Genomic DNA, 13,076 nt, shown 5'->3' on the forward strand with positions numbered 1-13,076 from the left:
TCAGACTCTTTCGTGTCCGATTTCCTCGGTGCCTTTCAGGTTCTCCCTCTCGGGTTTCCCTTTCCGGCGGCTCCGACTCTATCAGATCCTTTCGGGCCCGATTCCCGGTCTCCCGGGGCCAAGTCGGCTTGTCTTCCCGGCTGTTGGGCCGTTTCGACGAGTGAGACATTAGCGGAATCCTGGCCCCCGACGCCAATCGGGGTGCGTCCTCGAACGCGGATTCCTCATTTCGCAAAAGCGCACGAAAAACGAGACGACGAGGTGTCGTTCATGAGAAGTGGTTGATGCGGAATGGCTGTCCGGGGACCGACCGGGGTCGGCGCTCACGTCGGACAACTCGGAGAACACTACGTACCGGGGATGGCGGTGTCAACCCTCGCCCAGGGGCCCGTGGGAGGCCTCCGGACCGGGCTCGCGCGGAGCCGGTTCCGGGGGCTCGTGCGCCTGTGACCTCGTACTTTCGGCCGAGGCAGGCCTGGCGGGACGGCCGATCTCGTGGTCGCGCCCCGCGTCCTAGCTTGGCGGGTATGAGGTCTCTTCTTCGGATTGCCGTGGCCGCCGTGACCCTCCTCCTGCTGGGGATGGCCGTCGCGCCCGGGGCCGCGCACGCCGTGAACGGTGATGAGCGCATAGCCCAGATGCGGCTGCGGGTCGTCGACGCGGTCAATGAGGGGACCCTGGGCGAGATCCAGAGGCTCCGGGCCGCCATGAGGGGCGACGCGTCCGACGAGGTCGCCCGGCTTGAGACGAAGTTGCGGGACGGGTGGCAGCTGGCGGCGGAGTTGCGTTCGGTGCGGGCGGCGGCCGTGGCTCATACGCGGGGCGTCATGAGGGGCGCTGTCCCCGTCGGCTCGGCTGTCGGCAGCCATGTCGGCCCGGCTGCCGAGATGTCCGCCGGGTCCGCGTCCGGTCCGGCTGTCGCGTCTGCCGTCCGCTCGGTGGATCCGTCGAGCGGGGCCGCGGCTCGGGACGGTCACGAGGACAACGTGTTCGAGGCGGCGCGGGCCGCGCTTCCGGGCACTCCGGTCGGGGTGTTGAGCCTGATCGGCGGGGGTGCGCTCGCGCTGGTCGGGAGCGGGGTGGCCGCCGCGGTGGTGCGGCGGCCGTACAAGAAGGGGTAGCGGGACGGGTCAGCTGTTGCCGGAGGCCAGTTCGCGGCTGCGGTCGCGGGCGGCTTCGAGCGCCGCGATCAGGGCGGCCCGTACTCCGTGGTTCTCCAGCTCGCGGATCGCGCTGATGGTCGTGCCGGCCGGGGACGTCACCGCCTCGCGCAGCTTCACCGGGTGTTCGCCGCTGTCGCGGAGCATCACGGCGGCGCCGATCGCGGACTGCACGATCAGGTCGTACGCCTGGGCGCGCGGCAGGCCGAGCAGGATGCCGGCGTCCGTCATGGCCTCGACCAGGTAGTAGAAGTAGGCCGGGCCCGAGCCGGAGAGGGCCGTTGCCGCGTCCTGCTGCGACTCCGGTACGCGCACGGTCTTGCCGACGCCGCCGAAGATCTCCTCCGTATGGGCGAGGTGGTCCGGCGTGGCGTGGCTGCCGGCGCTGATCACCGACATGCCCTCGTCGACCAGTACGGGTGTGTTGGGCATGACGCGTACGACCGGCGTTCCGGAGGCGAGGCGGGCCTCGATGAACGAGGTCGGGATGCCCGCGGCGGCGCTGATCACCAGGCGGTCGTTGGTGAGGTGCGGGGCGAGCTCGTCCAGGAGCGTTCCCATGTCCTGGGGCTTCACCGCGAGGATCAGGGTGTCCGCGCGCTTGGCGGCCTCGGCGTTGGTGACCGCGTCGACGCCGTAGCGGGTGTGGAGTTCGGCGGCGCGCTCGGAGCGGCGGGCGGTCACGAGGAGGTTGCCCGGGTTCCAGCCCGCCCGGATCATTCCGCTGAGGAGGGCCTCGCCGATCTTGCCGGTGCCGAGGACTGCGACGGTCTGGGTCATGCGGTCACCCTCCAGGTGGTGCGGCGTTTCGTGACGTCATCCTCGCATCGGGGGCGGCTGCCCGGAGGGGGCGTCCGAAGTGCGGTACGGGGCGGGTACGGGGGCGGTACAGGAGTACGTCGGGGGTGGGGTCACGGGGTGCGGCGGGGCAGGGTGGCCGCTCCCAGGGTGAGGACCAGGAGCGCCACCGCGGCCACGATGCCGGCGTCCCTCGCGAAGGCGGCGGTGGCGTGGGGGTGGTGCAGGACCTGGGTCATCGCGTCGACGGCGTAGGACATGGGCAGGACGTCGGAGATCCAGCGCAGTACCGGCTGCATGTCCTCGCGCGGGGTGAACAGGCCGCAGAGCAGGAGCTGGGGGAAGATCACGGCCGGCATGAACTGGACCGCCTGGAACTCCGATGCGGCGAAGGCCGAGACGAACAGGCCGAGGGCCGTGCCGAGCAGCGCGTCGAGGAGGGCGACCAGGAGGAGCAGCCAGGGGGAGCCGGCCACGTTCAGGTCGAGGAGCCACAGGGCGATGCCCGTCGCGATGAGCGACTGGAGCACGGCGATCGCGCCGAACGCGAGCGCGTAGCCGCCGATGAGGTCGCCTTTGGCCAGGGGCATGGCGAGGAGGCGTTCCAGGGTGCCGGAGGTGCGTTCGCGCAGGGTGGCGATGGACGACACCAGGAACATCGTGATCAGCGGGAAGATGCCGAGCAGTGAGGCGCCGATGTCGTTGAAGACGGCCGGGCCGGCGTCGAACACGTACCGGAGCAGGATGATCATCAGGGCCGGGACGATGAGGAGCAGCGCGATGGTGCGCGGGTCGTGGCGCAGCTGACGCAGGACGCGGGCGGCGGTCGCGAAGGTGCGGGACGCGGTCATGGGGTCGCCTCGTCGGGGTGGGTGGGCCCCTGGGGGCGGGGTGCGGTCATCGGGAGGCCTCGTCGACCAGGTGGAGGAAGGCCTCTTCGACGGTCTCGGTGCCGGTACGGGTGCGCAGGGCGTCCGGGGTGTCCTCGGCAAGGAGGGCGCCCTCGCGGAGCAGGAGCAGGCGGTGGCAGCGTTCCGCCTCGTCCATGACGTGGGAGGACACGAGGAGGGTGGTTCCTCGGGTGGTGGCGATGGAGTGGAAGAGGTTCCACAGGTCGCGGCGGAGTACGGGGTCGAGACCGACGGTCGGCTCGTCCAGGACGAGCAGTTCCGGGGTGCCGAGGAGGGCGACGGCGAGCGAGACGCGGCTCAGCTGGCCGCCGGAGAGCCGGCCCGCCAGGTCGTCGGCGTGGCTGGTGAGGCCGACGTCCTCGATGGCCCGGGTGACGGCTTCGGCGCGGGTCGCGCGGGTCGCGCGGGTGGCGCGGGTGGCGTGGGTGGCGCTGTGGGGGCGGCCGGGGTGGAGTACAGCCGCGAAGTAGTCCAGGTTCTGACGTACCGTCAAATCCTGGTACACGGAAGGGGATTGGGTTACGTAGCCGATGCGGGTGCGCAGGGCGGGGGTGCCGGCGGGGGCGTCCAGGACCGTGAGGGTGCCGGTGACGTTGGCCTGGGTGCCCACGATGGCCCGCATCAGGGTGGACTTCCCGCAGCCGGAGGGGCCGAGGAGTCCGGTGATGCGGGCTCGGGGGACCGTGAAGTCCAGGCGCCGGAGGACTTCGCGGTTGCCTCGTACGACGGTGAGGGCTCTTGCCGATACGGCGGGGCCGGGGGGTGGGTCATCGGTGGCGCCGGGGGCGGGTGGGGCCTCGCGTGCGGGGGTGGTGCGGTCGCCCGGGGTGGGGGTGGCCGCCCCGGGCCCGGTTGTGGTGCGGTCGCCCGGGCCGTGCGGGTCGTAATTCACCATGTGATGAATAGTGCGCTCGGCCGGGTTCGGGCGTCAAGGACCGTCACAGCCCTTCGTTGCGGGCCAGGCGCAGGTGGACGACGTAGCTCTCCTCGACGGTGCCGTCCGGGAAGAGCTCGCTCAGGACGGCGTGCTCCCGGGTCATGAACTCCCTCGTCCCTTCCTCGCCGAGGACCAGGAATGCCGAGTGGCTGCCGAGGTTCGCCAGGTGGGTGGCGAGGGGGACCTTGCGGGTGTGCGGGATGTTTCGTTCGGTGAAGGTCAGGCCGGGGATTTCGGTCCAGGGGTGGGCTCCGCGTTGTTGGGTGGGTGCGGGGTGGGTCGGCTCGGTTGGCTGGGTTGCCTCGGCTGGCTGGGTTGTTTGGAAGAAGGCGTGTACTCGGGCGTCCTGGTCGGCGAGCCACTGCGCGGAGTGGTCCGTGATGTTCCACCACAGGGCGAGTGCGCCGCCGGGGCGCAGTACTCGGCGGGCTTCCGGGCCCGCCTTCGCCGGGTCGGTCCAGTGCCAGGCCTGGGCGTACGTGATGAAGTCCGCGGATGCGGTGGCGAGGGGGAGGTGGTTGCCGTCGCCCCGCACGAGGGGGATGTCGGGGTTGTCCCTGCGGAACTGTGCGGCCATGCCGTCGCCGGGCTCCACCGCGGTGACCCTCGCACCGCGCGCGTGCAGGAGGGTGCTGGCGATGCCGGTGCCGGCGCCGATGTCCGCGACGCGCGCGTTGCGTAGGGGGTGGGCTGCGAGTTCCTCGACGGCGTCGAGGAGTTGGGGAGGGTAGGAGGGGCGGTTCGCGGAGTATTGGGCGGCAGCGGCGTTGAAGGAGGTTGCTCGGGTCATGCGGGCGAGTTTGCCGTGCGGCGCGTTGGGGGTGGGTCGTTTTCCCACCCGCCCGCCCGTTCCGCCGTACCGGGAGGTTCGGGGACCTGTGGGGGTGCCTGTTCGCCGGCGGGCTCGGGTTGGGGACGGGTTCTGGGGGCGGCGCTGGGGGGGGTGACTTTGGCCTCGGGTCGTGCATGGCTTGGCGCGCAGTTCCCCGCGCCCCCAGCCACGGCAGTGCCGGGCCGGGATGATCAGGCTCGGCCCCTGGGGCAGCAGCCCGCCCTTCGGCCTCGGGTCGTGCGAGGCTTGGCGCGCAGTTCCCCGCGTCCCCAGCCATGCCGGCACCGGCCCGGGTCGGTGAGGCTCGGCCCCGGGGCAGCAGCCCGCCCTTCGGCCTCGGACCGTGCGGGGCTTGGCGCGCAGTTCCCCGCGCCCCCAGCTCTGCCGGTACCGGCCCGGGTCGGTGAGGCTCGGCCCCGGACCAGCAGCCCGCCCCTCCGCCGTCGGCCGTGCGGGGCTTGGCGTGCAGTTCCCCGCGCCCCCAGCCATGCCCGTGCCGGGTCGGGGCGATCTGGCTCGGCCCCGAGGGCGGCAGCCCGTCCCTCGGCCGTCGGCCGTGTGGGGTCGAGCGGCTCGGGTCTGCCGGGGTGGGGGCTACTTGCGCTTGGGGCGTTTGCGGGGGGACGGGGTGGATTTGCGGCGGGCGTAGCGGGTGCGGGCCGCTTCGTATTCCTTGCGGTGCAGGGACTCGCCGGGGGCCTCTGTGAAGGTGCGGGCGGCGTAGGCCAGCAGGGAGCCGATGAAGCCGATGGTCTTCAGGCCCTGGAGGGAGCGGTCGGCCTCCGGGTCGGCGGGGCGGGTCGAGAAGCCCTCCCAGGTCTTGCGGAAGGCCATCGCGCTGCAGATCGCGAACATCACGACCACCAGCACGTTCACGAACGCACCCGTGTTCGCGAGCTGCAGGCCCTCGTACGCGAAACGCAGGACGAAGCACGCCGCCACCGCCGCCACCAGCGCGCCGATCCCCACGCCCGCCCGGCGCAGGCCGTAGCCCTTGTCGTGGTCCACCCACGTCGTGCCGAAGAAGCGGATGGGCTCGGGCCGGGGGCCGGCGGGGGTCGCCCCGGCCGCTCCTCCGGTACCGGCGGCGGCGTCGCTTTCGCCCTTGTTCTCGGTCATGACCCCGATTATCCCCGGATTCGTCCGGTCGCCGTCAGCCGCAGCGCGGGGCCACGTAACCGTCGCTGCCCGTCTTCACGTACGCGTCCGCGACGAACCGGCCGTTGCCGATGTTGTCCCAGATGTCCGAGGTGCCGTACGGGCCCGAGACGCGCGTGCCGGGCGTCTGGCAGTTCACCGGGACCGTCGCGCCCAGCGGCAGTACGTCGACGATCGAGTAGCCCGTGCCCGGACCGCTGCGTACGTTCAGTTCGCAGCCGGGGGCCACCGGGTAGCGGCGGTTCGTTCCCAGCGAGGACGACAGCGAGGACGGCGCCGACGCCGCCGTTTCGGCCGATTCTGATGTCATGTCCAACTCCCCCATTGGCTTCACTCTGCGTGCAACACGCAGGCTAGCAAGCCCCATCGGGACCGTACGGCCCATCGACTAGGCTCCGTCGGGCGTACGCGTGAACCGGACACACGGGGGTGGGCCATGGCGTCGCCGCGCAGTGTCGGGTTCGGGGCGCCGGGCGACGACGATCCGGAATCCGTCGGGGCGTACCGGCTCGAAACCGTCATCGGCTCCGGCGGCATGGGCGTGGTGCATCTGGCCACCTCCCCCTCCGGAATGCGGCTCGCCGTCAAGGTCGTGCACGCCCAGCACGCCGCCGATCCGGAGTTCCGGGCCCGGTTCCGGCAGGAGGTGTCGGCGGCCCGGCGGGTCAGCGGCGCGTTCACCGCCCCCGTCGTCGACGCCGACCCCGACGCCGAGCGGCCCTGGATGGCCACCCTGCACGTCCCCGGGCCCACCCTCGCCGAGCGGGTCAAGCAGAGCGGGCCGCTGGACGCCGTCGGGGTGCGCCGGCTCGGGGCCGGGCTCGCCGAGGCGCTGCGCGACATCCACCGGGCGGGGGTGGTGCACCGGGACCTCAAGCCGAGCAACGTCCTGCTCGCCGCCGACGGCCCCAAGGTCATCGACTTCGGGATCTCGCGTCCGTACGACAGCGATCTGCGCACCGAGACCGGCAAGCTCATCGGCACCCCTCCCTTCATGGCGCCCGAGCAGTTCCAGCGGCCCCGCGAGGTCGGGCCCGCCGCGGACGTGTTCGCCATGGGGGCCGTGCTCGTGCACGCCGCGACCGGGCGCGGGCCCTTCGACTCCGACTCGCCCTACGTCGTCGCCTACCAAGTCGTCCACAACGAGCCCGACTTGGACGGCGTGCCCGACGACCTGGTGCCGGTGCTGCGCGGCTGCCTCGCCAAGGATCCCGGAGACCGGCCCACCCCGGACCAGCTGATGTCGGCGCTGCGGTCCGCCGCGTACGGCTCCGAGGCTCAGATCCCCACGCAGCAGTTCCGTATCCCCGTCAGCGATTCCGTCGGTGGTCCTGACGTTGGTCCCGTCAACGATTCCGTCGGTGGTGCTGACGATGGTCCCGTCAGTGACTCCGTCAGTGGTCCCGTCCGTGACTCCGCGGCCGCCGCCGAGCGGGACGCACCCGCTGCCGCGAAAGCGGCCTCGGGCCGGCGTTTCCGCTGGGTTGCCGGGGTCGCGGTGCTCGTCGCGCTCGGCGGGGGCGGGGTCGTCGGTGTGCAGATGATGCCCGACGGGACGGGGGCCGTGGCCGCCGCGCCCGAGCAGCAGGACGGCGCTCAATTCCGGCCGTGGAGTGCCCAGTTGGAGGCTCCGGGCAAGGCGGGCGACGGCGGGAACCGTACGGCTTTCTGCTCGGCCGGGGACGGCGACGGCGCGCTGTACTGTTCCGCGCCCGGCATCGCGCTGGCCCGGCTCGACGCCCTCAGCGGGAAGGTCGTGTGGTCGGTGGCGGGGGCGGGCGGACAGCTGCTCTCGGACGACTACGCGCCGGCCGTTTCAGGCGGCCGGGTGCTGGCCAGGGCGCCGGGCGGGCCGCTCAGGGCGTACGACCCGGGCACCGGGAAGCCGGTGTGGTCCGCCGACGTGTCGGCGTACTCGGGGGTGCGTCCCACGGGTACCGCGGTACTGCTCACCACGGCGGACGGGCACGTCACCGCGCTCAACTCCGTTACGGGCAAGGCGATGTGGCGGAAGCCGCTGGGCGGGCCCCGGGCTCAGTGGATCGTGCCCGGCGGCGCGGGGGCGAAGGCGGCCTACGTCGTGACGCCCTCCGGCGACGGCGGCACGACCTCCGTCGCCGCCGTCGATCCGGCCGACGGTTCGGTGCGGTGGCGAGCCAGGGCGGAGGGGCGGCTACGGCCCGTAGCGGCCGACAGCAGGGCCGTCGTACTGCTCGCCACCGACGCGGACGGGTTCACCACGGCGGTCGTACGCCTCGACACCGCCACCCACACCGCCCGCCGCACCACGCTCACCGCGCCGCTCGACCAGGCGCAGGCCGGGGTCGACGGGGATGCCGTGTACCTGTTCGGGGCGGGTGGGGCGCTGGTCGCGGTCGACTCCGCGCACGGCACCGAGAAGTGGCGGCTCGACACCGGGGTGGCCCGCGCCTCGCGGCCGCTCGCCTCGGGCGGGCAGGTGTTCCTGACCGGCGCCGACGGCCGGCTGCTCGCCTTCGACGCGGGCAAGGGCGTACTCGCCGGGCAGACCAACCCCCGTATGAACGAAGGGCGTTACACCTTCACGCCCGCTCTCCCCGCACCGCTCGCCGTCGGGGGGCGGGTGTATGCCGCCTCCCCCGACGGGTCGGTGTTCGGGGTCGATCCCGGGGACATCGGGAGTTGGTGACGTCCCGTCAGGCCGCTGTCGCCCGGTGGCGTCAGCCGAGCTTCGAGACGTCCCTGACCGCGCCCCGGTCGGCGCTGGTCGCCATCGCCGCGTAGGCGCGCAGCGCGGCGGACACCTTGCGCTCGCGGTCCTTCGGGGCGAACACCCCGCCCAGCGCCTCGCGCCGGGTGGCCAACTCGTCGTCGGAGACCAGGAGTTCGATCGTACGGTTGGGGATGTCGATCCGGATGCGGTCGCCGTCCTCGACGAGCGCGATGGTGCCGCCGGACGCCGCCTCGGGCGAGGCGTGGCCGATGGAAAGGCCCGAAGTGCCGCCGGAGAAGCGGCCGTCGGTGATCAGCGCGCAGGTCTTGCCGAGGCCTCGGCCCTTGAGGAACGACGTCGGGTACAGCATTTCCTGCATGCCGGGGCCGCCCTTGGGGCCCTCGTAGCGGATCACGACGACGTCGCCGTGCGTGATCTGCTTGGTGAGGATCTTGTCGACGGCCTGCTCCTGCGACTCGCAGACGACGGCCGGGCCCTCGAAGGTCCAGATCGACTCGTCGACGCCGGCCGTCTTCACGACGCAGCCGTCCTCGGCGAGGTTGCCGCGCAGGACCGCGAGGCCGCCGTCCTTGCTGTACGCGTGCGCGGCGTCCCGGATGCAGCCTTCGGCGGCGTCGGTGTCCAGGGTGTCCCAGCGCTCGGACTGCGAGAACGCGGTGGCCGAGCGGACGCAGCCGGGGGCGGCGTGCCACAGCTCGACCGCCTCGGCGGACGGGGAGCCGCCGCGCACGTCCCAGGCGTCCAGCCACTCCTTGATGGAGCGGGAGTGGACGGTGTGGACGTCCTCGTTGAGCAGGCCCGCGCGGTACAGCTCGCCGAGGATGGCGGGGATGCCGCCGGCCCGGTGCACGTCCTCCATGTAGTACGTACGGTCCTTGGCGACGTTCGGGGCGACCTTGGCCAGGCACGGGACGCGGCGGCTCACGGCGTCCATGTCGCTGAGGCCGTAGTCGAGTTCGGCCTCCTGGGCGGCCGCGAGCAGGTGCAGGATCGTGTTGGTGGAGCCGCCCATGGCGATGTCGAGCGCCATGGCGTTCTCGAAGGCGGCGCGGGTCGCGATGGAGCGGGGCAGGACGGAGTGGTCGTCCTGCTCGTAGTGGCGCTTGGTGATCTCGACGACCGTGCGGGCGGCGTTCTCGTACAGCGCGCGGCGGGCGGTGTGGGTCGCCAGGACCGAGCCGTTGCCGGGGAGGGAGAGGCCGATCGCCTCGGTCAGGCAGTTCATGGAGTTGGCCGTGAACATGCCGGAGCAGGAGCCGCAGGTGGGACAGGCGTTCTCCTCGATGCGGAGGATGTCCGCGTCGGAGATCTTGTCGTTGACGGCGTCCGAGATCGCGTCGACCAGGTCGAGCGTGCGGACCGTGCCGTCCACCAGGGTCGCCTTGCCGGACTCCATCGGGCCGCCGGAGACGAAGACGGTGGGGATGTTGAGGCGGAGCGCCGCCATCAGCATGCCGGGGGTGATCTTGTCGCAGTTGGAGATGCAGATCAGGGCGTCGGCGCAGTGGGCTTCGACCATGTACTCCACGCTGTCCGCGATGAGGTCGCGGGAGGGCAGGCTGTAGAGCATGCCGCCGTGGCCCATGGCGATGCCGTCGTCCACGGCGATGGTGTTGAACTCGCGGGGGACCGCGCCCGCGGCCAGGATCGCCTCGCTGACGATGCGGCCCACGGGGGCGAGGTGGGTGTGGCCCGGCACGAACTCGGTGAAACTGTTCGCCACGGCGATGATCGGCTTGCCGATGTCCTCGCTCGCTACACCGGAGGCCCGCATAAGGGCGCGGGCGCCCGCCATGTTGCGGCCGTGGGTGACTGTGCGGGACCTCAGCTCGGGCATCGTCGCTCGTCTCCTAGGTATGGGTCTGCTCTGGTGCGAGCCTACGCCTGGCTCCGCCATCTGGACAGGGCGTCCAGATGTTGGGACGCGGGGTTCGCCATGTGGCCCCCGGGCCGGGCGGGGCCGGGTCCCTGGGGCTGCGCCCCGGACCTCCTGTTTTTGGCCCCTCCCCGCCCCTTCCCGAGACCCTCCGGGGGTTGAAGGACCCTGGGGTCTGGGGCGGAGCCCCAGGGGTCATGCCTCGGTCAGGTAGTGCTGGAGGGTGGGGCCCACCAGGGCCACGATCCGGGCGGGCGGGGCCGACGCCAGGGGCTCCAGTTCCAGTACGTAGCGCATGATCACGATGCCCATCATGTGCGACGCCGCCAGCTCCGCCCGGAGCCGGGGGTCGGGGACGGAGAGATCGGCGGCGATCCGTTCCAGCATCCGCCGCAGCACCACGCCCCGCAGCACCTTCGCCGCCGCCTCGTGCGTGAGGGCCGAGCGGATCACGGCCAGCAGCGGGGCGCGGGTCGCCGGGTTCTCCCAGATGGCGAGGAAGTGGCGGGCCAGGCGTTCGCCGAGGCCGTCGAGGGAGTCGCCCAGGATCGCGTCCACGGTCAGCGCCGGTTCGAAGTCGACTTCGATGGCCGCCGCGAACACCGCCTCCTTCGTGCCGAAGTAGTGGTGCACCAGGGCCGCGTCCACCCCCGCCGCCTTGGCGATGCCGCGCATGGACGTCTTGTCGTAACCCCGGCCGGAGAACTCCGTACGGGCCGCAGCGAGGATCCGTTCGCGGGTGCCGGGGCCGTCGTCGCCGGCCGAGCGCGGCGGACGGCCGCGCCGGCGCGGGGCGGCGTCCGTCATGCGCGGCGGGCCGGCGCGGACGCCAGGTGCAGCCGGGTGAAGGCGAGTGCCTCGGCAAGGTCGGCCTCGCGTTCGGCGGCGGACATGGCCCGGCGGGTGTTGACCTCGATGACGACGTGGCCGTCGAAGCCCGTCAGGGCCAGCCGCTCCAGGAGTTCCGCGCAGGGCTGGGTGCCGCGGCCGGGCACCAGGTGCTCGTCCTTCGCCGAGCCGCGGCCGTCCGCGAGGTGGACGTGGGCCAGGCGGTCGCCCATCCGGTCGACCATGGCCATCGCGTCGATGCGGGAGGTCGCGGCGTGCGAGAGGTCGACCGTGAAGTTCCGGTAGTCGTCCTTCGTGACGTCCCAGTCGGGGGCGTACGCCAGCATCTCGCGGTCCCGGTAGCGCCACGGGTACATGTTCTCGACGGCGAATCTGACGTCCGTCTCGTCGGCCATCCGCCAGATCCCGTCGACGAAGTCGCGGGAGTACTGACGCTGCCAGCGGAAGGGCGGGTGGACCACCACCGCGGAGGCGCCGAGCCTCTCCGCCGCCGACCGCGCCCGTTGCAGCTTCACCCAGGGGTCGGTGGACCAGACCCGCTGTGTGATCAGGAGACATGGCGCGTGGACGGCCAGGATCGGCACCTGGTGATGGTCGGAGAGCCGCCGCAGGGCTTCGATGTCCTGGCTCACGGGGTCGGTCCAGACCATGACCTCGACGCCGTCGTAGCCCAGGCGCGCGGCGATCTCGAAGGCCGTTGCCGTCGACTCCGGGTAGACCGAGGCCGTGGACAGGGCGACCTTCGCATCCGGGATGCGCACCACTGGTTCTGCCACGGAGACAGGGTACGGGCCGTCGCCGCGTGGAGGGGAGGCGGTCCGGCGACCCCGACGAACGTCACACCCGCCGGTAACTCCGGGCCCGCCGCACCGGTCTCCCTCAGCCCACCGGCAGGTGGTCGAGGTGGCGCAGGATCACGCCCTCGCGCAGCGCCCAGGGACAGACCTCCAGTTCGTCGACCGCGAACAGGTCCATCGCGCCCTCCGCGACCAGCGCCCCCGCGAGCAGCTGCGGGGCCCGGCCCTCCGAGACGCCGGGCAGTGTGGTGCGCTGCTCGGTCGTCATCGCGGCGAGCTTGGGCACCCACTCCTCCAGTGACTTACGACTCAGGGTGCGCTGGACGTAGGCGCCCTCGCTCGACCGCGCGGCCCCCGCGATCCGCGCGAGCTGCTTGAACGTCTTCGAGGTGGCGACCACGTGGTCGGGCCGCCCCGAGCGCGTGAACTCCCCTACCGTGCCCGCGATTTGGGCCCGTACATGGCGGCGCAGTGCCCGTACGTCGGCCGGGTCCGGCGGGTCGCCCGGCAGCCAGCCGGCGGTCAGGCGGCCCGCGCCCAGGGGCAGCGAGACCGCCGCGTCGGGCTCCTCGTCGATGCCGTACGCCACTTCGAGGGAGCCCCCGCCGATGTCGAGCAGGAGCAGCTTCCCGGCCGACCAGCCGTACCAGCGGCGCGCCGCGAGGAAGGTGAGGCGGGCCTCCTCCTCGCCGGAGAGCACGGCGAGGTCGACGCCGGTCTCGTCGCGGACCCGGGCGATGACGTGCTCGACGTTGCTGGCCTCGCGCACCGCGCTGGTCGCGAAGGGGAGGAGCTCCTGGACGCCCTTGTCCTCGGCGGAGAGCAGCGCCGCGCTGATCGTGGCGACGAGCCGGTCGATGCCCTCGGGGCCGATCGCGCCGTCCCCGTCGAGGAGTTCGGCGAGCCGCAGCTCGGCCTTGTGCGAGTGCGCGGGCAGCGGCGCGGCACCGCCGTGCGCGTCCACCACCAGCAGATGAACCGTGTTCGACCCCACATCGAGGACTCCGAGTCTCATGGACTGAACGCTACTGCGCGTGGCGACACC

At 72.4% G+C, this 13,076-nt stretch carries 12 protein-coding genes; 2 read left to right on the top strand and 10 right to left on the bottom strand.

What is annotated here, in order from left to right; all coding sequences use genetic code 11:
• The first annotated feature begins 527 nt into the window (after positions 1 to 527).
• Positions 528 to 1,121 (top strand): hypothetical protein, encoded by a 594-nt coding sequence (locus tag ACFYZA_RS34100; protein WP_388494471.1) that lies wholly within the window; start codon positions 528 to 530, stop codon positions 1,119 to 1,121.
• A gap of 9 nt (positions 1,122 to 1,130) precedes the next feature.
• Here ACFYZA_RS34100 and proC read toward each other — a convergent pair whose 3' ends face one another.
• The 6 genes from proC to ACFYZA_RS34130 form a co-directional block, all read right to left on the bottom strand.
• A complete protein-coding gene (proC, locus tag ACFYZA_RS34105) occupies positions 1,131 to 1,940 on the bottom strand; it encodes a pyrroline-5-carboxylate reductase (protein WP_388494472.1) in 810 nt (269 codons plus the stop codon).
• 131 nt (positions 1,941 to 2,071) lie between these two features.
• Positions 2,072 to 2,809 (bottom strand): ABC transporter permease, encoded by a 738-nt coding sequence (locus tag ACFYZA_RS34110; RefSeq protein WP_388494473.1) that lies wholly within the window; start codon positions 2,807 to 2,809, stop codon positions 2,072 to 2,074.
• A gap of 46 nt (positions 2,810 to 2,855) precedes the next feature.
• Complete coding sequence (locus ACFYZA_RS34115) at positions 2,856 to 3,764, bottom strand: ABC transporter ATP-binding protein (protein ID WP_388494474.1); 909 nt, start codon at positions 3,762 to 3,764, stop codon at positions 2,856 to 2,858.
• 43 nt (positions 3,765 to 3,807) lie between these two features.
• On the bottom strand, positions 3,808 to 4,596 hold the full coding sequence (locus tag ACFYZA_RS34120) for a class I SAM-dependent methyltransferase (RefSeq protein ID WP_388494475.1): 789 nt from the start codon (positions 4,594 to 4,596) through the stop codon (positions 3,808 to 3,810).
• Positions 4,597 to 5,232: 636 nt separating this feature from the next.
• Positions 5,233 to 5,757, bottom strand: a complete 525-nt coding sequence (locus tag ACFYZA_RS34125; protein ID WP_388494476.1) for a hypothetical protein — start codon at positions 5,755 to 5,757, stop codon at positions 5,233 to 5,235.
• Between the two features lie 34 nt (positions 5,758 to 5,791).
• Complete coding sequence (locus ACFYZA_RS34130; protein ID WP_388494477.1) at positions 5,792 to 6,106, bottom strand: hypothetical protein; 315 nt, start codon at positions 6,104 to 6,106, stop codon at positions 5,792 to 5,794.
• A 126-nt stretch (positions 6,107 to 6,232) separates the two neighbouring features.
• Here ACFYZA_RS34130 and ACFYZA_RS34135 point away from each other — a divergent pair, with 126 nt between their 5' ends.
• On the top strand, positions 6,233 to 8,464 hold the full coding sequence (locus ACFYZA_RS34135) for a serine/threonine-protein kinase (RefSeq protein ID WP_388494478.1): 2,232 nt from the start codon (positions 6,233 to 6,235) through the stop codon (positions 8,462 to 8,464).
• A 31-nt stretch (positions 8,465 to 8,495) separates the two neighbouring features.
• Here ACFYZA_RS34135 and ilvD read toward each other — a convergent pair whose 3' ends face one another.
• From ilvD to ACFYZA_RS34155, 4 genes are all read right to left on the bottom strand, one after another.
• Complete coding sequence (gene ilvD / locus ACFYZA_RS34140; RefSeq protein WP_382599656.1) at positions 8,496 to 10,346, bottom strand: dihydroxy-acid dehydratase; 1,851 nt, start codon at positions 10,344 to 10,346, stop codon at positions 8,496 to 8,498.
• Between the two features lie 234 nt (positions 10,347 to 10,580).
• Entirely contained in the window at positions 10,581 to 11,192 is a 612-nt protein-coding gene (locus ACFYZA_RS34145) for a TetR family transcriptional regulator (protein WP_388494479.1), read from the bottom strand.
• Positions 11,189 to 12,010: a sugar phosphate isomerase/epimerase family protein gene (locus ACFYZA_RS34150; RefSeq protein WP_382599660.1), complete on the bottom strand. Its 822-nt coding sequence runs from the start codon at positions 12,008 to 12,010 to the stop codon at positions 11,189 to 11,191. The genes ACFYZA_RS34145 and ACFYZA_RS34150 overlap by 4 nt, the downstream gene beginning before the upstream one ends.
• Positions 12,011 to 12,113: 103 nt before the next feature.
• Complete coding sequence (locus ACFYZA_RS34155; RefSeq protein ID WP_388494480.1) at positions 12,114 to 13,046, bottom strand: Ppx/GppA family phosphatase; 933 nt, start codon at positions 13,044 to 13,046, stop codon at positions 12,114 to 12,116.
• Between the last annotated feature and the right edge of the window lie 30 nt (positions 13,047 to 13,076).

The organism is Streptomyces sp. NPDC001828 (assembly GCF_042892175.1).
Classification (GTDB): domain Bacteria; phylum Actinomycetota; class Actinomycetes; order Streptomycetales; family Streptomycetaceae; genus Streptomyces.